Source organism: Streptomyces sp. CGMCC 4.7035 (genome assembly GCF_031583065.1).
GTDB lineage: Bacteria > Actinomycetota > Actinomycetes > Streptomycetales > Streptomycetaceae > Streptomyces > Streptomyces yaanensis.
In genome coordinates, this window is sequence record NZ_CP134053.1 from 2,873,332 (window position 1) to 2,898,624 (window position 25,293).

Below are 25,293 nucleotides of genomic sequence, written 5' to 3' on the forward strand. Positions count from 1 at the left end.
ATGGAATTGGTACCGTACGACGTATGAAAACGTGAAGCAAGCCCGGTCGCCCTGGTGAGTGCTGTGATTCAGGTCATTTCCATACGGCGTACGAAACTGATATCGTACGAGGTATGGAAAAGAAGGTGAGGCGTCCCCCGCGGGGAACGAGGAAGAGGGACGTGCCTCTGACCGAGGCCGGGATCTACGCCGCCGCCCTGCGGCTGATCGACGCGGACGGTGTCGAGGCGCTCACCATGCGCAAACTCGCCACCGCGCTCGACGCGAACCCGATGTCGCTGTACCACCACGTGCCGAACAAGGAAGCGGTGCTGCGCGGCGTGACGAGAATGGTCGGCGCCCAGTTCCGCACCGTGACCCTTGAGGACGCTCCCTGGCAGGAGCGCATCCGCCTGCTCGCAACGGACTTCCGGACCCTGGCGCATCGTCACCCCGAACTGATGGCCTACTCGTTCAGCCACCAGCCGGACTTCATCCAGCCCGACGACCCGTTCTGGACCGCGCTCACCGCGATCGTGGAGGCTGCCGGGGTTCCGCAGTCAGAGGTCTCGGAGATCGCGGCGCTGATGGTCGCCGTCGTCATCGGTGTCCTCGCCGCCGAACTCAACGGCTCGCTCCACCAGTGGTCGACCCTCAAGCCCCCCGGCTCTGACGATGGTGAAGACGGTGACGGGGACGCGGACCCTGACCCTGCGGACGTAGCCCCTGAAGGCCCTGACCAGGACCACATGTTCCGCCTCGTGATGGACACGCTGATCACGGGTCTGGAAAGCCGGCTCACCGGCGATCGTGACGGCCGGGACGCCGGCCTTTGAGCCACACCTGCTGAGGCACTGCGCCCCAGGCACCGGCCCCTGAGCCGCGCCCGCAGTCGGGCGATCCCAGGCTGCGACATGCGGGAGCCACCCCCGTCACATCGGGGAACACCGCCCGGCGGGGTGGTCCCTAGCCTCTGCACGGCAGCCGCATGACGCTGACCTGGGAAATGACCATCTTCGTCGGCTTGTTCCCGGTCTCCCTCCCGAACCGGGAGATCGCCGGCCTTGTCGAGCCGTATCACCCATCCGTTCACCGAGGCGGCCATGCCGCCGAGTACCACTGCCGTGAGCGCGAGGTGGCGCCCCGTGCCGGACGAGCCGTACCTGATCTCGATCGGTTCCTTTCTCTCTTCCGCCATCCCCCACCTGCTGTCCGGAGGGCTGCCCGCATGTCCCAGAACGCCACCGCCGCTGCTCGCGGCGCCGAGACCGCACCTGAGAATGTGCCCGAGCTGTCGCACCAGCGGCGCTGGTGGATTCTGCTGGTCGTTTCGCTGTCCATGCTGATGGGTGTCCTCGACGGCACCATCGTGAACATCGCCCTGCCGTCCGCCCAGCACGACCTCGGCTTCTCGGACGCCGACCGGCAGTGGGTGGTCACCGCCTACGCGCTGGCCTTCGGCAGCCTGCTGCTGCTCGGCGGCCGCATCGCCGACCTGGCCGGTCAGAAGGTGACCTTCCTGGTGGGTCTGGCCGGCTTCGCGGCCGCTTCCATGGTTGCGGGCGCGGCGAACGGTTTCGCCGCGCTCGTCATCGCGCGTGCCGTGCAGGGGCTGTTCGCCGCGCTGCTGGCCCCGTCCGCCCTCTCGGTCCTGATGACCACCTTCACCGATCCGCGGGAACGGGCCAGGGCCTTCACCGTCGCGGGCTCGGTGGCCGGTGCCGGCGGAGCCATCGGCCTGATCCTCGGCGGCGTGCTGACCCAGTGCCTGGACTGGCGCTGGACCATGTACGTCAACGTGATCTTCGCGGTGGTGGCGTTCGTCGGTGGGGCAGCCCTGCTGCACCGCACCCCGCGCGACACGTCCTCCAAGCTCGACGTCCCCGGCACCCTGCTGGCCTCCATCGGCCTGTTCTGCCTGGTCTACGGATTCTCGAACGCCGAAACGCACGGCTGGGGTTCGCCGGCGACATGGGGCATGCTGGCGGCCGGTGCCGTACTGGTGGCCGTCTTCGTGTGGTGGCAGAGCAGGGCGGCGTATCCGCTGCTGCCCCTGCGAGTCCTGCTGGACCGCAACCGCGGCGCCTCCTTCGCCGCCCTCTTCGTCACGGGCGCGGGCATGTTCGGCGTGTTCCTGTTCCTGACCTACTACCTGCAGCAGAGCCTCGGCTACAGCGCTCTGAACACCGGCTTCGCCTTCCTGCCCCTGATCGTGGCCTCGTCGTCCGCCTCCGCCGTGGCCAACAACGTCCTCGTGGCGCGCATAGGACCGAAGCCGGTGGTCCCGCTGGGCATGGCCATCGCGGCCGCCGGGCTGATCTGGATGACCAAGCTGGACCTGAACAGCGGATACGTGACGCAGGTACTGCCCCAGCTGGTGCTCGTCGGCATCGGGCTGGGCACGGTCATCGCGCCCGCCATGAGCCTGGCGACCTCCGGCGTGGAGGCAACCGATGCCGGCGTCGCGTCGGCCGCTGTCAACACCCTGCAACAGATAGGCGGTTCCATCGGTATCGCCTATCTCAGCACGATGGCATCCGACACCGCCACCGGCTACCTCTCCGGCCGCAATCCCAAGGACCCAGGCGTCCTGGCCCAGGCCGGCCTCGCGGGCTATTCGGCGGCCTACTGGTGGTCGGCGGCCGTCTTCGTCACCGGTCTGGTCGTCACTGCCCTGCTCTACCGCCGGGGTGCGCCCAGGCGGAACGAGAACGCCGCACCTGTCGTGCACATGTAGTGGGCCAGGTACCGCCCCAAGGGTCCACCCCGTGCCACCGGGCCGGACACACGTGCCCCGCCCTCCAGACTCCTGTCGCGGGCGATGTCCCCGGGATAGTCGAGGCAATCGGCCAAGCCCGACACCCCATCGAGTGCACCGCAACGACTTCCCTACTGTTCTCACCGAGGACAGCGAGGAGCACCGTCGGCTTCGTCCTGGGGGCCACGCAGTCGGCGGGGGCGTGCGTGCAGGCAGACGATCGACCGCAGGATCCGGGAGGAGGGCACCGGCTTCGCCACGCCCAAGGCTCGACACCAGCACCGACTGATCCTCCCAGCGGGAGAGTTGCGGGGCGCACAACGGCGGCCGGCGAGGGTGGCCCGGTTACGCTACCGGTGCCCGTCTGCGACTTCGATTCGCATGGTCCGACCACCGTCCTCGACGAGACGGCGGGAAATCGCACGCGCCGTCGCGCGCACGGCCGGTCCGTACTCCGGGTTCGGCGAACCGGTGCCGGGCGCCACGACCGACAACGCCGCGACCACCTCGCCGCCGTCACGTACCGGCGCGGCCACGGTGCTCACCTGCCATGGACGGTTCTGGTGGCCGACAGCGTGATCGCCGCGTCGTACCTCCGCCAGCACGCGACGCAGGTCGGCGGGGGTGCGGATGTCGTCGTCGCCGTGCTCCGGCGCATAGGTGGCGATGGCCTGCTCCTGGACGGCCGGCGGTGCGAAGGCGAGAAGCACCAGTCCTACGCCGGTGGATGCCAGAGGAAGGCGGCCCCCCACGCGGTAGCGCACGGGGCTCGCATCACGCGCTGACAGCCGCTCGACGAGCAGCGCCTCCCCCTGGTCCCGCACGGCGAGCAGGACATGCTGACGCGTGACGTGGAAGAGATCCTCCATGAACGGCATCGCCACCGATCGCAGCCCGTGACCGCGCGGGGCCAGGGAAGCGGTCTCCAGCAGCCGAAGACCCACGACGAATCGGCCGTCGCCGAGGCGTTCCAGAGCCCCCACTTTCATCAGAGACCGGGCGAGCCCGGAGAGCACTGCTGCGGGGGATGCCGCTTCGCTGTGCGAGTTCGGCAAGCGTCTGCGCACGATGGTCACCGTCGAAGCTGCCGAGCAGGGCGAAAGCCCGGTCGATCACCGGTTGTCCCTCAGCCGGCCTGCCCCCGCGTCTCCTGGGGGCACCACCATCGGCGGTCGCCATTTCATTCATCGGAATCACCGCTGCCAATGTACGGCACGCTTCCTACAGTGGCTGGCACTGACAGGGACCCCGCAGAAAGGGAGAATCGTATGGCCGCGACCGGGTTCATCGATGTGCACGCCCACTTCGTCACCGACAGCTATGTGGCGGCGGCTCAAGCCGCAGGTGTCGAACATCCCGACGGGATGCCCGGCTGGCCCGCGTGGAGCGTCGAAGAGCATCTCGACATGATGAAGCGCTCAGGGATCGACAAGTCCTACCTGTCGATCTCCTCGCCCGGAGTCCACTTCGGGGACGACAGCGAGGCCCGCGCTCTCGCGCGTGAGGTCAATGAGTTCGGCGCCCGGGTCCGCACGGAGGACCCGCAGCGGTTCGGCGGTGACGTTCGCTGCCGTCATGCAGGCTACGTCGGGGTCTTCCCAGACCTCGGGGACTCCACGCCGCAGGCACCGCTCGACGTCATGGATCAGCTGGTCTGCCCGCAGGCTGACCTCACGCGCGGCTCGGGACACGAGACTGTCCGCAGGGAAGGCCACAAGGCGACGTTACACAGCCCGTCAGGGTTCGGGGAGCGGGCCCAGCGTGCGCACGGTCGGCGTTGAAGCCGCTCACTCAAGCGAGGGTCGGCCGCGGAGTCGCGGCGAACATCCTGACCGAGGCCGGCATCGACCCGGCCGCCCTCCACGCCACGACTGCGGACATCCACTCACCATGGCGGTGAACGCCGAGGCGCAGACGTCCGTGTGCCTGCCTCAGGTCGCACCCTGACAGGACTCACCCTTCGGCGAGGAAGTGCGCCAGCAAGCGGTCGAAGTCGCTGTGGCCGAGCTCGGGCCCCCGGGGCACCACTGCCTCCGTTTCCTGCAGGAACGCCTTGAATTCCTGCGCTGGGGCCTTGAGCAGGGCCGTACCGGATGGCGGGTTGAGAAGGATGTACAAGTCGCGGCAGCCCTCCTCGCCGGTGGGCCATATGCGAACGTCTCCCTCGCCGGCGGGGCCCTCCAGGCCGTCGATCAGCAAATCGCGCCCGATGATCCATTCCACCGGCTCGTCGCTGTCGACATCGGTGGTGAATGCGGCATGGACCACGTAGGGATCACTCGGCTCGTACCGAAGATTCATGATCATGGGCAAGGACGTCGCATGCACGCCGACAAGCTTCACAGGTAGCCCCTGGATCACAGTTCTCAATGACTTCATTGGGTCTTACTCCTGGTGCTTCGAGTCATCCGGGGAGGGCCATCGGAAGGGCTGTCGTCGGATTCAGAGGGGCTGCACAGAGACGCGGTTACTGCGAGGACCGGTGGCGGTCGGCACGAGGACACCCGCAGGAGCAGTTCTTCATGCCGTCGCACGGGCCCGGCCGACGGGAGCAGGCGAGGCCACCACTGCCGGCCGGGGCCATCACGGAGATGTGGCCAACGGTGGTTGCCGGACAAAGGGCGCCCTTGGCCTCAGCGATCGACGCTGTACCGGTCGTGGTTGTAGTGAACCGACTCGTCACGGTCCCCACCTCGACGCCGGCCGTGGTTGTCATCCCACACGTAGCTGACGCCGCGGCCACAACCGCAGTCTGTGTAAGGGTCCCAGCGACTGCAACGCGGCTGAGACAACCCCTGAAGGGCTCGACTGCAGAACCGCTCCGTAAGGTGTTTGGCGGTTCGGAAGAGTGGGGTGTGGCTCTGAAGTCGCTTGCCCCCGGAACCACCATCGCAGGGCCGGCGGATACCGGCCCTTCTGGCCGCGTCACTCGTCGCAGGCCGACCGTCAGCGCAAGGGTGAGTCCACGGTGGGAGTCAGGAGGGTCTCGTCGAGGCCGACGATCTGGCTGATGTCGAAGCCCTCCATGTCCGCGCGGAATTCAGGACTCGACAGGTATGCCTCCAGCCGCTCCTGCACGTCGTCGGCGTCCTTGTAGGAAACGAGGGCGTACAGCCGGGGGGTGTCGCTTGCGGGCGCCGCGGGCACCGTCCAGACGCCGTGGGTGGTGATCCGGTGCTTGGCCATACCGGGAATGTGCTGGGCCCAGATCTTCTCGTAGGCGGTGAGCGCGTCGGAGCTGCGCAGGGTGTAGACGCGAAGCTGGTACTGGGACATGACACTGGTTCCTTTACTTCTGAGCATGGATGGTCGGCGGTCAGCCGTGGGGGAGGAGGTGTGCCAGTTCGGCATCCCAGTCGATGAGTCCGGACTCGGTACCCCGTGGCACCAGAGCCTCCGTGTCCTCAAGGAAGGACGAGATGTCCTGCACGGGCACCTTGAGCAAGGCGGTGCCCGCGGAAGACGCGAGGGCGATGTAGATCGACTCGTCACCCCGCCCTGCGGCCGACCAGATCCGGACGTCCGCGTGGCCTGCGGAACCCTCCAGCCCGTCAGCCAGAAGATCCCGCCCCAGGACCCATTCGACCGGCTCGTCACAGTCGACGAAGAAGGCGGCACGGACGACATAGGGATCAGCGGGCTCGTAGCGCAGACGTACGCAGAGGGGCAATGAGCAGGCGTGCGAGACGACCAGTTGCACGGCCACCCGCCGTTCTACGGCTTTCAAGGACTTCTTCATCGGCTTCGGCTCCTGTGTATGGGGCTCGGCGGTGCCTCACACCGGCCTGTGGCGAAGAGGCGGCGCGGGCGCAGGCGGTGCAGCAGGGCGCGGGCACCGGACGGCGCTGGCGCACCGCATGAGGTGTGGCTCTGCATTCACTCGGCCGGCAGTCGGGGACGCCGCCCCCGACCGTCAGACGGGTCCCCGCCGCCGGCAGGGACGGGGCGGAGGGGAACTGCTTGTGCTCATGGCCGAGACCCGTCTCACCGGTCGTCGCGGCTCAGGTCATGGTGGTGCCTGCCCCCGCCGTCGTGCTCGCAGCGGTTCCTGTCGTGGCGGTAGGACCTGTCGGACGTCCAGCCGTGTCCCTCGCCCTCCCAGCGGTAGAAGTGACCATCGCGGTAGTAGAGACCGTCGCAGTCGTGCCGGGTCGAATCGGTGCCGTGGCGGTCCTGGTGCCAGCCGCGGGTCTCGTCGCAGGAGTAGCCCTGCTCGAGCAGGTAGCCGACACCGTGGTCCCAGCTGTAGTCAGCGGTCACGGCCCCGTCGGTCGGGTGCTGGGCGTGCGCGGACGCAAGGGGCGCGGCCGAAGCAGTGCCACCGGCACCGAGAACGGCGGCACCGGCGACCGCGACGGAGGAGACAGTGAGGGCGATGCGCTTCGCGAGCTTGTTCATGATCTTTCCTTCCCGAGGGGGTGATCTGCGCCAACGGCGGTTCTGCCAGGCGATGTATGACGCCCGGTGTGGTCCGAGCGAGCAGTTCCATACGTCGTATGGAAGCGCGCTTTCATTGTTACCATACGTCGTATGGAAATGTCGAAGTAACGAAGGTAACCGTTCACCGGCTGGCACAAGCGCCAACAGATGTCGCTCTTCAGGAGCTGCCCCATGCCGGCTCCCTCGGCACGCTGGCCTTCCTTGCCTTGGCCGCGGCAGTGTGTGTCCACCCGGCGCACGCGCCAGGACGCGCTCGGGTTGGCCGGACGGGCGGGACGGCGGCCAGAGTGGGACCTGGTGATCGGTGGCTTCACCGGCACGGAGATCGCCGTAGCCCGCGGAGTGAGGTCTCGAAGTCACGGATGCATCCAGTACGCCGCAGCGGCGGGTTTGCGATCGTCAGAAGGCGGGACGAGTATTTTTTTTACGGCGTGATGACCGGGGCACCCCCTGATGCCGACACCGTCGATGCAGCGCCCCCGTCTGGTTACGCCCACGCTCACAGCCGACAAGCGTCACCGTGAAGGAAGCGGCGCAGCGAACAGGACCGAACCTGCTCATTCGGTGGCCTGGCCGGGGCGACGGATGGGGCATCCGGCCCCGTCGCCCTGACGGGAGGCTTGAGAAACCGGCCCATGGCTTCATGACCGAGGCTGGATGACCGGGTCGATGGTCGCCGTGGGGCGGAGGCAGAGCGGAAGGAGTCTGCCCATGCGGATCGTCGTGGACCTGAATCGGTGTCAGGGATACGCGCAATGCGTGTATCTGGCGCACGAGGTCTTCAGGTTGAGCGGCCAGGAGGCGCTCACGTATGAGCCGAACCCCGATGACGAGCGGCGCCTGCAGGTCCAGCGAGCTGCTGCGGCGTGCCCGGTGCAGGCGATCGTGATCGACCGCGTGGACGGCGCGGAGCGGGGCGAGACGTCATGACTTTGCGGGCAACGGTCGCAGAGCTGGTGCGGGAGTTCCGGGCCAGCGGCCGGATCGTCATCGTGGGTGCTTCTCTGGCCGGGCTGCGGGCCGCGGAGACGCTGCGCGAGGAGGGCTTCACCGGCTCCCTGACCATCATCGGGGACGAGGCGTACGAGCCCTACGACCGTCCGCCGCTGTCCAAGCAGGTACTCAAGGGCTGGGTGCCGGCCGACCACACGAAGCTGCCCCGCATGCGAGAAGTGGATGCGGACTGGCGGCTCGGGGTGGCCGCCGTCGGGCTGGACCGGGACACCAAGCAGGTGCGCCTGGCCGACGGGGAGCAGGTGCCGTACGACCGGTTGCTGATCGCGACGGGCACCCGCGCGCGGCAGTGGCCGAACCTGGCCGAAGCGGCGCTGCACGGGGTGCACACGATCCGCTCGCGTGATGATGCGGAGCAGTTGCAAAAGGCGCTGGCCGAGCCGCCGTCGCGGGTCCTGGTCATTGGCGCCGGGTTCATCGGGTCCGAAGTGGCTTCTGTCTGCCGGGAGCTCGACATCCCGGTGACCGTCGTCGAGCGGGGTTCGGCGCCGCTGGTCGGTGCGCTGGGCGGGGTGATCGGGGAGATCGCCGCGCAGATGCAGCGTGATCACGGCGTGGACCTGCGCTGCGGGCTGGGCGTGTCGTCGCTGGAGGGCGACTCCGAAGGGCATGTGCGGCGTGCGCGCCTGTCCGACGGAACTACTGTCGACGCTGATGTGGTGGTGGCCTCGCTGGGGTCGATCCGGAACGTGGAGTGGCTGGAGGGCTCGGGGCTGGCGGCCGGTTTCTGGGGCGTGGGGTGCGACGCCGGTGGTCGGGCCTTCGACATCAACGGTGTGGTCACCGACAGCATCTACGTGGCTGGTGACGTGGCGCGTGCGCCGCATGTGCTGTACGAGTACCAGTTCCTGGCGATGGAGCACTGGGACAACGCCGTTTTCGGTGCCGAGGTCGCGGCGCACAACATGGTGAACCTGGAGCCCCACTATCGTCCGCATCTGCTGCTGCCCGGCTTCTGGTCCGGTCAGTTCGGCGTGAACATCAAGTCCGTCGGGGTGCCGCCGTTCGGTGACGAGATCGTCTTCACCCAGGGGTCCGTCGCGGACCGCCGTTTCGCTGCCGCCTACGGTCACCGGGGCCGCATCGTCGCGGCCGTTACCTTCGATCACGGCAAGTGGCTGGAGTACTACGGGAAGCTGATCGAGCAATCGGGTCCGTTCCCGCCTCCACCGGTGGGCTGGGACCAGCCGCCCGACATGAAGCCGGTGCCGGCAGAGTTCCCGGACCCGAGGGTCCCCACTGCGATCCCCGACGTCGTCCTGACCGGACACGCCCCGAGCGAGCGGACGGCCGAGTTCCGGCCGCGCCGCCACTGACGCGCGCGTCGGGGCGGACAGCATCGACTAGAGAAGAGGGAGGGGAGCCTCGTGGTCGAGGAAACCCCCTGGCAGCAGGCCCTCCGCTACGCCAACCGCGCCAACCCGTACCCGTTCTACGAGGAACTGCGCAAGACACCGGTGGCGCGGCAGCCGGACGGCACCTACGTCGTGAGCACCTACCGGGAGATCGTCACGCTGCTGCACGACCCCCGGGTCAGCTCGGATCCACGCAAGTGCCCCGTCCCGGCCGCGGCCCCGGCCGAGGGAGCGGTGGAGGCGGAGGCCGAGCCGATCACGGAGGCGGTCATCTCTTTGGAGCCGAACATCATCACCCAGGATCCACCCGAGCACGATCGAGATCGCCGGATGATGACGCCGCATTTCGTCGGCCCTCCCCATTCCCCTCACCTGATCTCCGACCTTGAACCCGAGATCCGCCGCATCGTGGCCGGGCTCCTGGACGACATGCAAGGCAAGACCCGGATCGATGCCGTCGACGACTTCGCCTACCCCCTGCCGGTGACGGTGATCTGCAAGGTGCTGGGCGTGCCACTGGAGGACGAGTCACGCTTCCACCGCTGGATCGAAACGGCCCTGGACGCTTTGGACTTCGGCCCCGAGGCCGCCTCCGAAGAGATGCAGAGCCGGCTGGCCGGGGGGCGGCAGGCCGTGCAGGAGTTCGGGCAGTTCGCAGCGGATCTGCTCGACCGGTACGCCCGGCAGCCCGGCCCGGGCATGCTCTCGGCGCTGGTGAACGAGGACGGTCCGGAGGAACGGATGTCCCAGGGCGTGCTCGCGAGCAACGCCCTGCTCCTGATCTTCGCGGGACACGAGACCACGGTCAACCTCATCGCCCACAGCGTGCTCACCCTGCTGCGCCACCCCGACGCGCTCGAAAGGCTGCGCCACCGGCCCGAACTGATCGTGCCCGCGGTGGAGGAGCTGCTGCGCTTCGAGTCGTCGGTGCAGTTCTGGCACACCCGATCCGCCCTGGAAGACATCGACATCGCCGGCACCACCATCCCGAAGGGGGCGCCGATCTTCCTGGCGTACGGCTCGGCGAACCGCGACCCGGAACGGTTCACCGACCCCGACGTTCTCGACCTCGAACGCCGCGACAACCAGCACCTCGGATTCAGCCAGGGCATCCACTTCTGCTTCGGCGCCCCGCTCGCGCGGCTCGAGGTCCAGATCGCGGTCGGCGAGTTCGTCCGCCGGGTGCAGAACCCCCGGCTGGTCGAGGACCCGCCGCCGTACCGGCACAACCAGATCTTCCGCGGACCGCGACACGTCCTCGTCGACATCGACGGCATCCGCGACTGACCAGTGTGTGCCTGAAGGATCGCCATGCGGGCTTTTCAACTCGTCGGCTGGCGGCAACCGCCAGAGCTGCGCGAGGTGCCGGTACCCGGGCCCGGCCCTGGCCAGGTCCTGGTGAAGGTCGCAGGTGCCGGTGCCTGCCACTCCGATCTGCACATCATGCAGGCACCCGTACCGCTGCCCGGCTTCACGAACCTTCCCTTCACACTCGGCCACGAGAACGCCGGGTGGGTGGAGCAGCTGGGACCGGGCGTCACTGGCTTCGCGCCCGGGGACCCTGTGATCGTCTACGGCGCCTGGGGCTGCGGAGGGTGCGCCAACTGCCGTGAGGGCAGGGAAAACTACTGCCAGAACCTCGGTGGTCAAGGCCCGGGTCTGAGAGGCGGTCACGACGGCGGCATGGCCGAGTATTTGTTGGTCCCGGCGGCGCGCTACCTGATACCGCTCGGCGCCCTCGACCCCCGTCAGGCCGCCCCGCTCAGCGACGCCGGACTGACCAGCTATCACGCTGTGAAGCGGTCGCTGCACCTGCTGGGACCGGGCTCGACCGCGGTCGTGATCGGGGCCGGCGGCCTGGGCCAGATGACCATCCAGATCCTGCGCGCGCTCAGCGCGGCGACCACCGTCGTCGCCGTGGACACCGACGCAGGCAAGCTGGAGACCGCCAAGCGCATGGGCGCCGACGAGGCACTGTTCTCGGGCGACGAGGCGATCACCCGCATCAAGGACATGACGGCGCAGCAGGGCGCTCAGCTCGTGCTGGACATGGTCGGCATCGACCCGACGCTGCGGATGGCTGCTCAGGTGGCCAGGATGCTCGGCCACCTGACCATTGTCGGCCTCGGCGGCGGAGCCCTGCCCGTCGACTTCTCCAGCCCGCCGCACGAGTGCTCGGTCGCCTCGCCCTACTGGGGCTCCCTCACCGAACTGATGGAAGTGATCACCCTCGCCCAGCAGGACAAGATCAAGATGCTGGTCGAGCACTTCCCCCTGCAACGCGCGAACGAGGCTTACCAGCTCCTGCACGACGGCAGGATTCAAGGGCGTGCCGTCATCACCCCCCACGGGTGAATGCGGTCTTCAACGCGAACGGACACTGCGATTGTGTCTGGCCGCCGTCATCCGCGGGGTCCGGCGAAAACGCCCCTGCTTCCGCAGGACGAAGGGGCTTGCTCGGACTACCCCATGCGCCACGGACCCTCGCCCTCCCCACCGAGCGGCATGAGGCTGATCGGGTGACGATGGACATGTAGTGACGTGACCACGCTGCTCACAGAAGGAGGTAGGTGCCATGACATCTCCTTCCGATTCCCCTGGTTCCGTTCCGCCACGTGGCACCGAGCCACAAGAGGGTCCTGCGGCCGTAGGCATCGCCGCCCTGGCGAACGTGGGCTGGCAGATCCTGCTCACCATGGGCCTCGCCACCATCGCCCTGGGCGTCATCGCCCTGGTCTGGCCGGGCGAGACGCTCCGCGTCGTCGGCGTGCTCTTCGGCGTCTACCTGCTGGCCACCGGTGTCTTCCAACTCGCCGCCGCCTTCGGGACCCACGTGCCCCGGCATCTTCGCGTACTGCACTTCATCACCGGCGCGGCCTCCGTCCTGTTGGGACTGGTCTGCTTCCGGGGCCCCCTCGAGTCGGTCTTCCTGCTCGCCCTGTGGATCGGCTTCAGCTGGCTGCTTCGGGGCACTTTGGAGACGGTCGCGGCGGCGTCCGATCAGACCATGCCGGCGCGCGGCTGGCACGTGGCCTACGGCATCATCGGCACCATGGCCGGCATCGTGATGATCGTCATGCCGTTCGCCTCCATCGGGACACTCACGCTGGTAGTGGGCGTCATGGCCATCGTCGTCGGTCTGACCGAAGTGGTCCGCGCCATCAGGACACGTGTCGAGATCGGTCATCTGGCTGCCGGCACGGCCCCCCAGCGGCGCCCCCTGTTCCACGCACGTCCGCACGTCCAGCACTGAGCGGCGGAGCCGGATCGACCGGGCGTCGGCGAGCGGCGGCATCCCGCCACCTCCGCGGGCGGTCGGCCGGCGAGCGGTCCTTCACGCTCATCTCGGCGCGGCTGTGATGGCGACGCTGGCGTCGTGCGGCGCGCCCAACTGGGCGGGGCGATCTCGGACATCGGCTCATTCATCAGGGCGGCAGGCGGCAGCCGAGGTACTCGGTCAGTCCGACGTCCAGGTCCCGCTCGAACATTGACCGGGCGAGGGCGATCAACAACCCGCTCTCGCCCCGGGTCCTCGCTGTCTGCCAGGTCCGTCCGTTCAAGCTGTGCCCTGCAACCCCGACCGGCCTAGTCAACGATCTTTCGTCTGACGAGGAAAGGCGCAGCCGTCGACCCGGGCGAACTCCTCGCTGCGCTTGTGGCGGCCGGATTCCACGGGGCCGTCATCCGGGGGCGTCGGACCGGTCGGTCTCCTCGGGGCCGTCATCCGGGGGCGTCGGACCGGTCGGTCTCCTCGGGGCCGTTGTCTGCCCGTGTCGGCAGCCCCAGTGGCCGACCGCCGCGGTGAGCCCAGATGTCACCGAGGACGACCTGGATGATGCCGGTGACGGGAATCGCCAGCAGGGCACCGAGGATCCCGGCGACTTCGGCGGCGACCAGGGTGGCCAGCAGCACGGTGAGGGGGTTGAGTTTCACCGTCCGAGACAGGATGACCGGTTGCAGGAGGTGGTTTTCGGCCTGCTGATAGACGATGAAGAAGATGATGGCCCCGATGCCGGCCGGCAGGGAGTGGACGAACGCCACTGCGGAGGCGACGACAGCTCCTATGGTGGCTCCCACCAGGGGAATGAGGTCGGTCACGGCGACGAAGAGGGCCAGCAGGCCGGCGAACGGCACTCCGGAAACCAGCAGCACGACGTAGGTCAGAAGCCCGCAGATGACACTGATCAGCAAGTTCCCGGTCAGATAGCCGTTGACGGTACGGGCGCACGCGGCTCCGACGCGGCGTATGCGGGCCGCGGGCGCCTCGTCCACGAGGGCCAGGCACCGGTCTATGGCCTTGGGGCCCTCCAGCACCATCAGATAGGCCAGCACGAAGATGGTGAGAGCTCCCGCCGTGGTGCTCGCTGCACCGCGGAGGAACTTCGCGACGGGCGTGCTCAGTCCGGTGGCGAACGCGTGGATCTGCGCCTGATGGTGCTGGACGTACTGCAGAGCGTGCGTCCGTTCCAGCAGGTTGCCGACTGGCCCGCGGCCGGCCTGGGCGTCCCTGATCATCGCGGGTAGGCGGCCGGCGAACCGGCTTCCCTCCTGAGCCAGGGGGATGACGAACAGGGCGACCACCGCGCAGACGGCTGCGGCCGCGGCCAGGAAGACCAGCAAGGCGGCCACCGATCGTCGGCACCGCGGTACCCGTCGCTGCAGGGCTTCGACCGCCGGATGAAGGGAGACGGCCAGGAACAACGCGATGACCGCCCAGATCAGGACCCGGCGAGCCTGGACCACCAGCTCGAGTACGACGTAGGCGGCGAGCACCAGGCCGATGGTGGCGAGGATGGTTCGCACCGGAACCGGACGCGTCGCCATGGGTGTCGGGTACCCAGCCCCGGTCACGGGAAAACGAGGAGCCCTCTTCGGGCTGCGGTGATGGATGCTTCGTCCGTCCCCAACGGATCGCCCCGAGGCTGCCGCGTCCGTCACGTCCCGGGCGTTGTCGCCTCGTTCGGCTGGCGCTGGAGAAGGCCCCGGCCGGACTCTCATCCGTACGCCGTGGAGGAGACGGCGTCGGCTCGGCGGTGGTGAAGGCGTTCGGGGCACCGCCGATCCCAGGTGCGGATCCCCAGGCCGAGCTGCAAGCTGATGCCATAGGCCGCAACTGTTGAAGGAAGTGTCATGGTGGCGGTGGCCGCAGGCGCAGTCGCCGGACCGTCGGCCCGGTGGGGGATGGAGCCGTCAGCTGCGGGCGTGATCGCGGCAGTCCTGTTGTCGCCAGTGAGGTGCGCCCGGCTGATGCATGCGGCTTTCGGGTACGCGCCGTGAGCGAGCACGCGGCGCGGCCGACGACCGGCGCGCGGCGGCCCTGTCTGATCGTGAATCCGCGTTCGGGGGGAGGGAAGGCGAGCCGGTTCCGGATCGCGGAACGCGCCCGCACGCTCGGAGCCCAGGTGTTCCTGATCGGTCATTCCCTGCCCCAGGACCTGGCGACGGTCGCCCGACGCGCGGTGGACGACGGTGCGGATCTGCTGGGCGTGGCGGGCGGAGACGGTACGCAGGCACTTGTCGCCGAGGTGGCCGCGGAGAGCGGCCTGCCCTTCGTGGTCATTCCGGCGGGTACCCGCAACCACTTCGCCATGGATCTCGGCCTGGACCGTGAGGATCCTTCGGCCGCGCTGGAGGCTCTCACGGACGGCGTCGAGTTGCGCGTGGATCTGGGGTACGCAGGCGAGCGGGCGTTCGTCAACAACGTCTCGTTCGGTGCTTATGCCGCCCTGGTGCAGGACCCGGCTTATCGGGACGACAAGCTTGGCACGGCCGTGCGCATCCTTCCGGAATTCCTGGCCCGCCACGAGGGCCCGGAGTTGGTGGTCCGCACTGGGCCGCTCACCGTGGACGGGCCGGATGCCGTGCTGGTGAGCAACAACCCTTACCAAGTGGATGACCCGACCGGGCTCGGCAGGCGTGCGCACCTGGATTCCGGCCTGCTGGGAGTACTGACCGCCAGGGCGGAGACGCCCGCCGAGACGGCTGCGAGGCTGCGCAGCGGGCAACCGCACGGCCTCACCCGTCTCGCCACGCCCGACGACGTGGTCGTATACGCCGACGCCCCGGTCCTCCCCGCCGGGCTGGACGGCGAAGCCGTCAGCCTGCCGACTCCCGTGCGGTGCCGCATCAGCCCTCGGGCACTACGGGTATGGGTTCCCCGGCATCGCCCCGGCGCCCAGTCTGACGGCCGGCCGCCAGGGTGGGCCGCCATCCGGCGGGTGGTCTGAGCCTCAGGGAGCCGCTCCCACCCGCCGTGCATGCTCCGCGGAACCTGCTACCCGTCCGTTCACCTGTAAAGCCGTGACCTGGAGCCCCAGCATCTGACTTTTCGATCACCTATGAGGGTCTTGACGTCAAAGTCATTACATCTGATGATTTCATCAGAAAGGGGCGAATTGCTCTGATATGACACATACCGCACCGTGTGCCGCTCACCGGGACATCGCCGTTCACCACCGCTGCACACAGGGCCGCCGGGCCACAGGCCGACGCTCCTACTTCCGCACCGATGGGATGGACCGCGAATGACCAACATTGACCACACCCTCCTCGCCGAGCCGGTGAGCCTCCCTGAGGTGCCCGATGCCGCGATAGCGATGATCGATGCCGAGGGCGTCGTCGTGGGGTGGACGCACGCCGCCCAGCAGCTCGTCGGCTATACGGCCGGGGAGGTCGTGGGCCGGTCCGCCGTACACGTGCTGGCGCCTCCCGGGGACGCACGGAGAGCTTCGGCGTTCTCCGAGCAGTGCCGTGCGCGGGGCGGCTGGTCCGGCACTGTCGCGATACGCCACCGCGACGGCCACACGCTCAGGATGACGCTGCGGGTCTCGCTGCTGCGGGGGCAGGACGCCGGCACCCGGTGGCTGGTGTCCGTGACGGACATAGGAGCTCTGTCCTCGGGGGCGACCGGGGGACCGGTGCGGGAGTCGCTCCTTGCCCGAGCCCCGATCGGCATCGTCGTTTATGACGCGCAGCTGCGCTGTGTCTGGGTGAACGACGCCATGGAGCGGCACGACGGCGTGCCTCGTCACCGACGCTTCGGGCGCGGTCTGAAGGACTCACTGCCCGCCGTCGAGGCCGAAGCGCTCGAGGTTGTGATGCGGCAGGTGCTGGAGAGCGGCACGACGACGGTGCACGAGTACCGTGCGTGGCCGCCTGCGGACCGGCCCCGTGAGCACGCGTTCTCCGCCTCCTTCTTCTGTCTCCAGGGCGCGGACGGCACGCCACTGGGCGTGTGCTCCATGACCGTGGACGTCACCGGAAACAAGCGGGCGCGCGAGCGCCTCGCCATCCTCAGCGAGGCCAGCACGCACATCGGCAGCACCCTCGACGTGATGCAGACCGCCCAGGAACTGGCAGAGCTCACCGTGCCCCTGCTGGCCGACCACGTCGTCGTCGACCTGGCGGAGTCGGTTCCGTTCGGACTCGAGCCCGCCGCACGGATCGGCACGAGGAGCGAACGCCGCCCTGTGTTGCGCCGTGCCGGGGTGGCCTCCGTCGACCAGGGTGTCCTGGAGTTGCCAGCGGTGCGTGAAGAGGTGATCCACGTCCCCCAGACCTCGTCGTTCGCCGCCGTCCTGCGCACGGGCAGGTCTCACCTGGAACCGGTGATGGACACCCATTCCGGCCCCTGGGTCGACCACGATCCGACGCGTGCGCAGAAGGTACGCGACAGCGGCGTCCACTCCTTGATGGTCGTACCCATCCGCGCGCGGCGCTGCGTGCTGGGACTGGCGCTGTTCGGCCGCTCCGTTGAACAGACGCCGTTCCAGGAGGACGACCTGCTCCTCGCCGAGGAACTGGTCACCCGGGCCGCACTCTGCCTGGACAACGCGCTCCAGTACGCGCGCGAGCGCACCGCCGCCCTCACGCTGCAACGCGACCTGCTCCCTCAGCGGGTGCAGGGCGGTGCTGCCGTCGAGGTCGCCTCGCGCTATGTGCCCGCCGACATGGACCACGGTGTGGGGGGCGACTGGTTCGATGTGGTCGAGCTGTCCGGTGCACGGGTGGCCCTGGTCGTCGGCGATGTGGTGGGACACGGCATCAACGCCGCGGCGACCATGGGCAGGTTGCGCACCGCCGTGCGCACGCTCGCGGACCTCGACCTGCCCCCGGACGAACTGCTGGCGCACCTCGACGACACGGTCCGGCGAATGAACGACGAGGACGCCGACGACACCGACCGGCTTCCCGCAGTCGTCGGTGCCACCTGCCTGTACGCCGTCTACGACCCGGTGTCCCGACGGTGCACGCTGGCACGGGCCGGGCATCCGCCGCCCCTGGTCGTCGACGCACAGGGCGGGGTCACCGTCCCCGACCTGCCGGCCGGAGCCCCGCTCGGCCTCGGTCTCGGCCTGGTGCCTTTCGAGTCCGTGGAACTGGAACTGCCCGAAGGAAGCGTGCTCGCCCTCTACTCCGACGGTCTGGTGGAGTCCCGCGGCGAGGACATCGACGTCGGCCTGCGGCGTCTGGGCGCCGCCCTGGCACAGCCCGGTGCCGCCCTGGAGGACCTGTGCTCGCGGGCGATGGAGACCTTGTCGGCGCAGGCACCGGCCGACGACGTCACCTTGCTCCTTGCGCGGACGCGCGCCCTGCCGCCTGCCCAGGTCGCGTCCTGGGATCTGCCGAACGAACTCGTCACCGTCCCGATGGCCCGGCGTCTGGCTGCCCGTCAACTCCGTGAATGGGGTCTGGAGCCGCTGGTGACGGCCGTGGAGTCGCTCGTCAGTGAACTGGTCACCAATGCGATCCGCCACGGCGACGGCCCGATCCGCCTACGGCTCATCCAGCACCGGGTGCTTACCTGCGAAGTCTCCGACACCAACACCGGTCGGCCACGCCCGCGCCATCCCGGCAATCTCGACGAGCACGGCCGAGGCCTTTACCTGGTCGGTCGGCTGTCGCGCAGGTGCGGTTCCCGCTCGGTAACAGACGGCAAGGTCGTCTGGGCCGAACAGGAGCTGCCATCCCCAACAGGCGCCCGCTGAGCGCCGACAGCCGCCACAGGATTCCCATCTCCCGTAGCCGCGGAACCTCGTAATGAAAGCCAGAGACATGGACGCATCGGATGTTGAAAACGCCGACCCGGCAGGCGCCTTTCGAGGTGCGACGAGCGTCTCCGGCGCCGGTCCCGGCGGCCGGCCGCCCGCCTTCGACGGTCTGGCCGCGGCCGTGCTCGACGATCGGGGCACGGTGGTGGGGTGGACCGGCACAGCAGAGGACCTGACCGGGTTCTGCGCCGACGAGGTCCACGGCCGCCCCGTGCAGGAGCTCGTGGCCGACCTCCCGCACGACCCGCGCAGGGCCGCGCACGTGCCGGCGACCGGCCGGGTACAACTGCGTCACCAGTGCGGCAACACGATCGACGTCACATTCCGGACCACACGGGTGAGCGGCTCGGCGGACTTCCTCGTGCTCGCGGCCCCCACTCCTCACGTCGCCGACCACCGGCACGGCGCAGCCCTCCTGCGCGCACTGTCCGCACAGAACCGGATCACGATCGCCCTGCACGACACGGATCTCACCACCGTGCAGACGAACGCCATACCGGACACTCCCGACGGCCGTCCCATACAGCCCGGCGCCCGACTGGGCGACGTGCTGTGCGCCGAGGACGCCGAGACCATCGAGGCGGTACTGCGGCAGGTGCTCGAGACGGGCGTCCCGGTGATCCACAGGAACCAGCGAGTGAGCTGGCGACACCATCCGGCGCGGCGGCACGCGCTGTCGCTGTCCGCCTTCCGACTGGAGGACGCGCGAGGACGCCCCACAGGAGTGGCAGCCCTGTACATAGACGACACCGACCAACTGCGTGCCCGCCGACAGCTGGATCTTGCCCACGCGGTCGCCGAGCGGGTGGGGGGCTTCCTGGATGTCGTGCGGACCGCCCACGATCTCGCGGACGTCCTTGTACCCACCTTCGGTGATCTCGCAGCAGTCGACCTTGCGGACGCCGTCTTCGACGGTGACGAACCCGCAGAGCGGCTGGGTGGCGGAGATCCGCATCTGCGCAACGCTGCCCTGGCGCCGGCCACCGCGGACTGGCCGCCCGGTATCCAGCGCGGCAACCTCGTCCCATCCCTGTCCGACCACCCCCTCCTGCGCCGCTTCCAGCACGGCGAGACGGTCGTCTACGACCGGGACGACTACATCGCCCTGATCGGCGGCCCACATTCGGCCGAGCAGTTCCTCCCGCACGACGTCCAGGCGGTGATGGTGGCACCGCTGCACGCCCGCAGCCTCACCCTCGGAGCGATCGTGGTCTGGCGCACCGGTCCGTCCGAACCGTTCACCGAGGACGAGGTGGATCTCATGAGGCAGATCGCCTCACGGGGAGCACTCGCCATCGACAACGCCCGCCGCTACACGCGCGAGCACAGAGCGGCCGTGGCCCTGCAGCAAAGACTCCTTCCCCCGGCCACGACCGACACTCCGGCAGCCGAGACCGCCGGCGTCTACCTGCCCACAGACCGTGGGGGCGGCACCAGCGGCGACTGGTACGACGCCATACCCCTGCCCGCTCTCCGGCTGGCCCTCGTCGCCGGAGACGTGATCGGCCGCGGCATACCCGCCAGTGCCACCATGGGCCGTCTGCGCGCTGCCATCCAGACCCTCGCCGACCTCGAACTGGAGCCGGACGAGTTGCTCACCCGGATCGCTGACCTGGTCCAGCGCCTCGCGGAGGAAGCACCCCCTGGCGACCATGACGTCATGGGCGCCACCTGTCTGTACGCGGTGTACGACCCGGTCACACGACGCTGCGCCATGGCCAGTGCCGGGCACCCGCCGCCCGTGCTCGTGCGGCCCGACGGGAGTGCCGAAGCCGTCGACATACTCCCGGGGCCGCCCCTCGCCGTCTGCGGCATGCCGTACGAGACAACCACGATCGACGTCGAGCCGGGCAGCGTCCTCGCGCTTTACACCGACGGCCTGGTCCAGCAAGCCACACACGACGTCGGCGACGGGCTCCAGCGGCTGACCGATGCCCTCGCCACCTCCTGCCGCCCGGACCGCGCGCTGGAGGAGACCGGCAGGACCCTCCTCGACAATCTGGTGGATGAAGCACCACGTGACGACGCGACCCTGCTGCTGGCACGCACCCGCGCCGTACCGGCCGAGGACACCGCTCACTGGCAGATACCGGCCGATCCGGCTGCTGTCTCGGACGCCCGGGAATGGGCGACCCGCCAGCTCACCGCATGGGGGTTGGACGACCTCCTCTTCCCCACCGAGCTCATCGTCAGTGAACTGGTCACCAATGCCATCCGCTACGGTCGTCCGCCGGCGGAGCTGCGACTGATCCGGCACCACGTTCTGGTCTGCGAGGTCACCGACTCCAACAGCGCCCAACCCCGTCTGCGCCGCGCTCGCACCACCGACGAGGGTGGACGCGGCCTGTTCCTCGTTGCCCAACTCGCCGAGCGCTGGGGCTGCCGCCACGGCCAGAACCACAAGACCATCTGGTGCGAACAGCCCATCGCGCGCGCCCACTGATCACGCCCTGTGGCCATCACACTCGGGCCGTGTTCCGAGCGGGAGAGGTCCGTCGGAGCGGTGATGGTTGCATGGAGTTGGAAGGCATGACTCCGTTGTGACGGCCGGAGAAATAACCGTCGGCCGTGACGCTCGTTTGACGCTCGTTCTGATGGGTCATCAGGTGCGTTGCGCAGTCCGCTGCTGTCCCCGATTCGATGCTCAGAACGTGAGCACCACTCGCCCTCGGATGCCGCCTGCCTCCAGCAGTCGGTGCGCTTCGGGGGCCTGCTCGGCAGGCAGGGTCCGCGCGACCCGAGGGGTGAGGCTGCCCTTCTCCGCCGGTTCGCGCAGGCGGTCGAGCTTGGCGTGTTCGCGTGCGTACTGCGGCACGAAGGTGTTCCGGATTTCTATGCCGCGTTCAACGGGGACCTGGACGCCGCCGACCGACGTCGCCACTCGGCCTCCGTCGCGTACCGCGCGGATGGCGAGGGCGGCGATGCCCGCGGTGTCGACGAGTCCGTCGACACCGTCGGGTATCTCCTTGCGCACCAGCTCCGGGAAACCGGCACCTCGCAGCAGGACCACGTCGGCGCCGAGCTCCCTCACCAGCCGCTCGTCCTTCGGTGCCGCGTCGGCGATCACCCGGAACCCGTCTGCCTTGGCCAGCTGGACGGCGTAGCCGCCGACAGCGCCGGCCGCTCCCGTGACCGCCTGGCGCCCGCCGGAAGGTGCAGCATGTCCAAAGCCATGCGTGCGGTCAGCCCGTTCATCGGGAGCGTGGCGGCCTCGACGGCGCTCACGCCCGTCGGCACTCGGACCACCGACTCGGCAGGCACGACGAGGTGCTCGGCGTAGGCCCCGTGTGTTCCTGACACGACCGCGACGGCCATGACATGGTCGCCGACGGTGAGATCGGTGTCGGTCCCCTCGCCGATCTGCTCGATGACGCCGGCCGCGTCCATCCCGGGGACGTAGGGCGGTTCGGCGTCGGAGATGAAGGCGATTCCTCGGCGCACCAGCGTGTCGACGGGGTTGACCGTCGCCGCGTGTACGCGGATCCGTATCTCGCCCGGCCCGGCCTGGGGGACCGGAAGGTCCAGGACCCGCAGTACCTCGGGCCCGCCGAATTCAGTCAGTCCTATGGCCTTCATGGAATGTCCTTCCTCAGGTATGTGGGTCATTCGACCGCCGCGCCTCCCGACAGGCGCACCTCTTCGCTGTCGAGGGCGGCCTGCAGACGGCGCAGTACGGTGTCGTCGATCCGGCGCTCGTCGCGGAGCCGGACGACGGTGGCGCGTTTGTGCGCGATGAGGGTGAGGCGCAGTGCGAGGTAGTCCTGGTGCTGAAGCACCGCGGGGTCGTCATGGGCGCCCGCACTCCTCGCCCGGACGGACGCCAGGTGGGCCTCGTACTCCTGCCGAAGCCACTCGGCGATCTTCGGATCGCTCCGCAGGTCGGCGGCGAGCTGGGGCATTGCCTTGATCGCCTCTTCGATGGCGGTGGTCTCGGCGAGGTCGTGTTCCTCGTCGACCGAGGTGTCGGGTGGCAGCTGCGCCCAGCGCACCGCCACCGGCAGCAGAAGTCCCTGCACGACCAGGGTGACGAGGATGACGCCGGAGGTGACGAAGACGATGAAGCTGCGGTCGGGGAACGGCTCGCCGGAGTCGAGGGTCTGCGGCACCGAGAGCACCATGGCGAGCGAGACCGCGCCTCGGAAGCCGGCCAGCCCGTTGACGACACGGGTGCGGTGACCGACTCGGAGCGTGCGTTGCTGGGGGCGGCGGTCGAGGGCGCGGACCAGGTAGGTGGAGGCGTACAGGAACGCGAAGCGCACGGCGACGAGCACCACGCAGATGGCACCCACCGCGATCAGCGCGTCCCGGAGATCGGCGCGGCCCAGGTCGCGGACCGCGTACTGCAGTTCCACCCCCACCAGGACGAACAGCGCACCGTTGATGATGAAGGTGGCCAGCGGCCAGAACGCCAGTGCCTGCGTGCGGTGTTCGGCCTGGATGATGCGCGGGGCGACCTGGGACATGATCAGCCCGCTGACGACCACCGCGAGAACACCGGAAGCCTCGACCAGTTCGGCCAGTAGATACGCGGTGAAGGGCGCCAGAATCATGACCAGGTTGCCCAGCAGCGGATCGGTCAGGCGGCGCCGCAGGTTCATGTTGACCCACGCGACCACCACCCCGACCAGGGCCCCGCCGCCGTAGGCGAGCAGGAACAGCCCTCCGACGTGCGGGACGCTCAGGTGTTCCTCGCCGACCGTGATGCCGATGGCGAGACCGTAGACGACCAGGGCCGTACCGTCGTTGACCAGGCTCTCCGCGCGCAGGATGGTGACCTGACGGCGTGGCAGGGCGCGGGCGAGGACGCCGACCGCGGTCGCGTCGGTGGGTGCCATGGCCGCGCCGAGCACCCAGGCCGGCCCCCACGGCAGCCCGAGGGCGTGCCCGGTTGCGGCGACGGCCCAGGCGGTGAGGATGACGAGCACGGTGCTCAGCTGCAGGATGCCGCGCAGGTTGGTGCGGATCTCCCGCAGGGAGGTGGTCAGGCTCTCCCAGTACAGCAGCACCGGAAGGAAGAGCAACAGCACTACCTCCGGTGGCAGTTGCGCCTCCCGCACTGCCGGGATGAATCCCAGCAGCACACCCGTCAAGAGCAGGACGACGGGCGGGGCGATGCCGAGGCGCTGTCCCACGACGTTGCCCACCAGCACGGCCACGCCCAGGACCACGACGAGTTCGAGACCGAGCACGGTGGTTCTTGTCTCCTGTAGGTCAGCGCGGTACGAGCTTCAGGGTCGTGTCCCGCGAGGCCACCATGGGATCGATGTAACTGGCGCCGTAGCGGCCGTACTTGGTGCGGTAGGCGGTGTCGATACGGTCGTTGACGCCGGGGTCGGTGACCTCGACGAGGGTGACGTCCTTGTCGACGCCGCCGGAGCGGATACGGCCCTCGTGGCTGGCCCGGGCCGCCCGGTACCAGGCGCCGGCGCTGCCGCGGAAGGAGCGGACGTAGAGGTCGTCGCCGTCGCGGACGACCCAGATCGGCACGGGTGTGCGCGGCGTTCCGTCGCTGCGCGAGGGGGTCATCTGAAGTTCCTCGGCGGACTCGATCCGGGTCAGTTCGTCGTTCGTCCAGGTCGTCATGGGCTTGCCTCCTTTACGACCGTGCGGCGGGGTGTGCCCTCGTGGGCGTGAGCGCGGCCGGCGCAGCTCACGCCCACGAGGCGATCGGGTCAGGGCGTGAGGAGGGTCTTGATGGCGCGGCGTTCGTCCATCGCCTTGTAGCCCTCGGCGACCTGCTCCAGGGGCAGGGTGAGGTCGAAGACCTTGCCCGGGTTGATGTGGCCGGACAGCACGCGGTCGATCAGGTCGGGCAGGTAGCGGCGCACCGGGGCCGGGCCGCCGCGCAGGCCGACCTGGGAGAAGAACAGTTCCTGGCCGTCGACGGCCACCTCGTGCGGGACGCCGACGAAGCCGACGTTGCCGCCGGGGCGGGCGGAGTGCAGGGCCTGGCTCATGGACTGGGAGGTGCCGACGCACTCCAGGACGGAGTCGGCGCCGATGCCGCCGGTGAGGTCCTTGATGCGGGCGATGCCGTCTTCGCCACGTTCGCTGACGATGTCGGTGGCGCCGAACTCCAGGGCGAGCTTCTGCCGGGACTCGTGGCGGGACATGGCGATGATCCGCTCCGCGCCGAGTTCCTTCGCGGCGATGACACCGCACAGGCCGACGGCTCCGTCACCGACCACGACGGCCGTCGAGCCGGGCTTGACCTCGGCGGCGAGGGCCGCGTACCAGCCGGTGCCCATCACGTCGGACACGGCCAGCAGGCTCGGCACCAACTCGTCGGACGGGTGCTCGTCGGTGGCGACGAGGGTGCCGTGGGCGTTGGGGATGCGCACGTACTCGGCCTGGCAGGTGCTCATGAACTCGCGGTTCAGGCAGGAGGACTGCCAGCCCTTCCGGCAGTTGGCACAGGTGTTGTCGGAGGTGGCGAAGGAGCCGACCACGAACTGGCCGGGCTTGACGTTGGAGACCTCGCTGCCGACTTCCTCGACGATGCCGACGTACTCGTGACCCATCGGGTGCGGGTCGCCGACCGGCTCCAGGCCGCGGTACGGCCACAGGTCCGAGCCGCAGACACAGGTGGCGACGGTGCGGATGATCGCGTCGGTCGGGTTGACGATCTTGGGCTCGGGGGCGTCCTCCACCCGGATGTCACCGGGGGCGTGGATCACGGTTGCGCGCATGTCTTTTC

At 69.0% G+C, this 25,293-nt stretch carries 22 protein-coding genes and 1 pseudogene; 11 read left to right on the forward strand and 12 right to left on the reverse strand.

The annotated features are described in order from the left end of the window. Positions 1-161 precede the first annotated feature (161 nt). Both Q2K21_RS12075 and Q2K21_RS12080 read left to right on the forward strand, forming a co-directional pair. Positions 162-815 (forward strand): TetR/AcrR family transcriptional regulator, encoded by a 654-nt coding sequence (locus Q2K21_RS12075; protein WP_310769810.1) that lies wholly within the window; start codon positions 162-164, stop codon positions 813-815. Positions 816-1,207: 392 nt separating this feature from the next. After that, a complete protein-coding gene (locus tag Q2K21_RS12080) occupies positions 1,208-2,716 on the forward strand; it encodes an MFS transporter (protein ID WP_310769812.1) in 1,509 nt (502 codons plus the stop codon). 371 nt (positions 2,717-3,087) lie between these two features. Here the strand turns inward: Q2K21_RS12080 and Q2K21_RS12085 are convergent, their stop codons facing one another. Together Q2K21_RS12085 and Q2K21_RS12090 are read right to left on the reverse strand one after the other, a co-directional pair. Continuing rightward, a complete protein-coding gene (locus Q2K21_RS12085) occupies positions 3,088-3,615 on the reverse strand; it encodes an IclR family transcriptional regulator (RefSeq protein WP_310769814.1) in 528 nt (175 codons plus the stop codon). After that, positions 3,512-3,925, reverse strand: coding sequence for a helix-turn-helix domain-containing protein (locus Q2K21_RS12090; RefSeq protein WP_310780890.1), 414 nt, complete (start codon positions 3,923-3,925; stop codon positions 3,512-3,514). The genes Q2K21_RS12085 and Q2K21_RS12090 overlap by 104 nt, the downstream gene beginning before the upstream one ends. A gap of 80 nt (positions 3,926-4,005) precedes the next feature. Between Q2K21_RS12090 and Q2K21_RS12095 the strand changes: the two are divergent. Next, positions 4,006-4,293: pseudogene (locus Q2K21_RS12095) on the forward strand (amidohydrolase family protein); the annotation flags it as partial. A gap of 397 nt (positions 4,294-4,690) precedes the next feature. Here the strand turns inward: Q2K21_RS12095 and Q2K21_RS12100 are convergent. From Q2K21_RS12100 to Q2K21_RS12115, 4 genes are all read right to left on the reverse strand, one after another. Beyond that, entirely contained in the window at positions 4,691-5,116 is a 426-nt protein-coding gene (locus Q2K21_RS12100) for an SsgA family sporulation/cell division regulator (RefSeq protein ID WP_310769816.1), read from the reverse strand. 567 nt (positions 5,117-5,683) lie between these two features. Next, a complete protein-coding gene (locus Q2K21_RS12105; protein WP_310769818.1) occupies positions 5,684-6,013 on the reverse strand; it encodes an NIPSNAP family protein in 330 nt (109 codons plus the stop codon). A gap of 40 nt (positions 6,014-6,053) precedes the next feature. Further along, positions 6,054-6,476: an SsgA family sporulation/cell division regulator gene (locus Q2K21_RS12110; protein WP_310769820.1), complete on the reverse strand. Its 423-nt coding sequence runs from the start codon at positions 6,474-6,476 to the stop codon at positions 6,054-6,056. A gap of 245 nt (positions 6,477-6,721) precedes the next feature. Further along, entirely contained in the window at positions 6,722-7,135 is a 414-nt protein-coding gene (locus Q2K21_RS12115; RefSeq protein WP_310769822.1) for a hypothetical protein, read from the reverse strand. Between the two features lie 753 nt (positions 7,136-7,888). Between Q2K21_RS12115 and Q2K21_RS12120 the strand changes: the two genes are divergently transcribed. The 5 genes from Q2K21_RS12120 (at position 7,889) to Q2K21_RS12140 (ending at position 12,799) form a co-directional block, all read left to right on the forward strand. Continuing rightward, positions 7,889-8,107 (forward strand): ferredoxin, encoded by a 219-nt coding sequence (locus Q2K21_RS12120; RefSeq protein ID WP_310769824.1) that lies wholly within the window; start codon positions 7,889-7,891, stop codon positions 8,105-8,107. Beyond that, complete coding sequence (locus tag Q2K21_RS12125) at positions 8,104-9,507, forward strand: NAD(P)/FAD-dependent oxidoreductase (protein WP_310769826.1); 1,404 nt, start codon at positions 8,104-8,106, stop codon at positions 9,505-9,507. Before Q2K21_RS12120 ends, Q2K21_RS12125 begins: the two co-directional genes overlap by 4 nt. 51 nt (positions 9,508-9,558) lie before the next feature. Continuing rightward, complete coding sequence (locus Q2K21_RS12130) at positions 9,559-10,833, forward strand: cytochrome P450 (RefSeq protein WP_310769828.1); 1,275 nt, start codon at positions 9,559-9,561, stop codon at positions 10,831-10,833. Between the two features lie 24 nt (positions 10,834-10,857). Beyond that, complete coding sequence (locus Q2K21_RS12135; RefSeq protein WP_310769830.1) at positions 10,858-11,901, forward strand: NAD(P)-dependent alcohol dehydrogenase; 1,044 nt, start codon at positions 10,858-10,860, stop codon at positions 11,899-11,901. A gap of 220 nt (positions 11,902-12,121) precedes the next feature. Beyond that, positions 12,122-12,799 (forward strand): HdeD family acid-resistance protein, encoded by a 678-nt coding sequence (locus tag Q2K21_RS12140; protein WP_310769833.1) that lies wholly within the window; start codon positions 12,122-12,124, stop codon positions 12,797-12,799. A gap of 467 nt (positions 12,800-13,266) precedes the next feature. Here Q2K21_RS12140 and Q2K21_RS12145 read toward each other — a convergent pair whose 3' ends face one another. Continuing rightward, positions 13,267-14,370 carry an AI-2E family transporter gene (locus Q2K21_RS12145; RefSeq protein WP_310769835.1) on the reverse strand — a complete coding sequence of 368 codons (1,104 nt, stop codon included), beginning with the start codon at positions 14,368-14,370 and terminating at the stop codon, positions 13,267-13,269. A gap of 449 nt (positions 14,371-14,819) precedes the next feature. Here Q2K21_RS12145 and Q2K21_RS12150 point away from each other — a divergent pair, with 449 nt between their 5' ends. The 3 genes from Q2K21_RS12150 (at position 14,820) to Q2K21_RS12160 (ending at position 21,039) form a co-directional block, all read left to right on the forward strand. Beyond that, entirely contained in the window at positions 14,820-15,773 is a 954-nt protein-coding gene (locus Q2K21_RS12150; RefSeq protein WP_310769837.1) for a diacylglycerol/lipid kinase family protein, read from the forward strand. 297 nt (positions 15,774-16,070) lie between these two features. Next, complete coding sequence (locus tag Q2K21_RS12155) at positions 16,071-18,533, forward strand: SpoIIE family protein phosphatase (protein ID WP_310769839.1); 2,463 nt, start codon at positions 16,071-16,073, stop codon at positions 18,531-18,533. 67 nt (positions 18,534-18,600) lie between these two features. Continuing rightward, positions 18,601-21,039, forward strand: a complete 2,439-nt coding sequence (locus Q2K21_RS12160; RefSeq protein WP_310769841.1) for an ATP-binding SpoIIE family protein phosphatase — start codon at positions 18,601-18,603, stop codon at positions 21,037-21,039. A 201-nt stretch (positions 21,040-21,240) separates the two neighbouring features. On the opposite strand, the gene Q2K21_RS12165 is transcribed toward Q2K21_RS12160, so the two are convergent. The 5 genes from Q2K21_RS12165 to Q2K21_RS12185 form a co-directional block, all read right to left on the reverse strand. Continuing rightward, on the reverse strand, positions 21,241-21,663 hold the full coding sequence (locus Q2K21_RS12165) for a zinc-binding dehydrogenase (RefSeq protein WP_310769843.1): 423 nt from the start codon (positions 21,661-21,663) through the stop codon (positions 21,241-21,243). After that, on the reverse strand, positions 21,660-22,172 hold the full coding sequence (locus Q2K21_RS12170; protein ID WP_310769845.1) for a quinone oxidoreductase family protein: 513 nt from the start codon (positions 22,170-22,172) through the stop codon (positions 21,660-21,662). The genes Q2K21_RS12165 and Q2K21_RS12170 overlap by 4 nt, the downstream gene beginning before the upstream one ends. A gap of 26 nt (positions 22,173-22,198) precedes the next feature. Then, complete coding sequence (locus Q2K21_RS12175) at positions 22,199-23,785, reverse strand: Na+/H+ antiporter (RefSeq protein WP_310769847.1); 1,587 nt, start codon at positions 23,783-23,785, stop codon at positions 22,199-22,201. Positions 23,786-23,807: 22 nt separating this feature from the next. Continuing rightward, entirely contained in the window at positions 23,808-24,179 is a 372-nt protein-coding gene (locus tag Q2K21_RS12180; RefSeq protein WP_310769850.1) for a DUF2255 family protein, read from the reverse strand. Between the two features lie 89 nt (positions 24,180-24,268). Continuing rightward, positions 24,269-25,285: a zinc-dependent alcohol dehydrogenase family protein gene (locus Q2K21_RS12185; protein WP_310769852.1), complete on the reverse strand. Its 1,017-nt coding sequence runs from the start codon at positions 25,283-25,285 to the stop codon at positions 24,269-24,271. Positions 25,286-25,293: the final 8 nt, after the last annotated feature.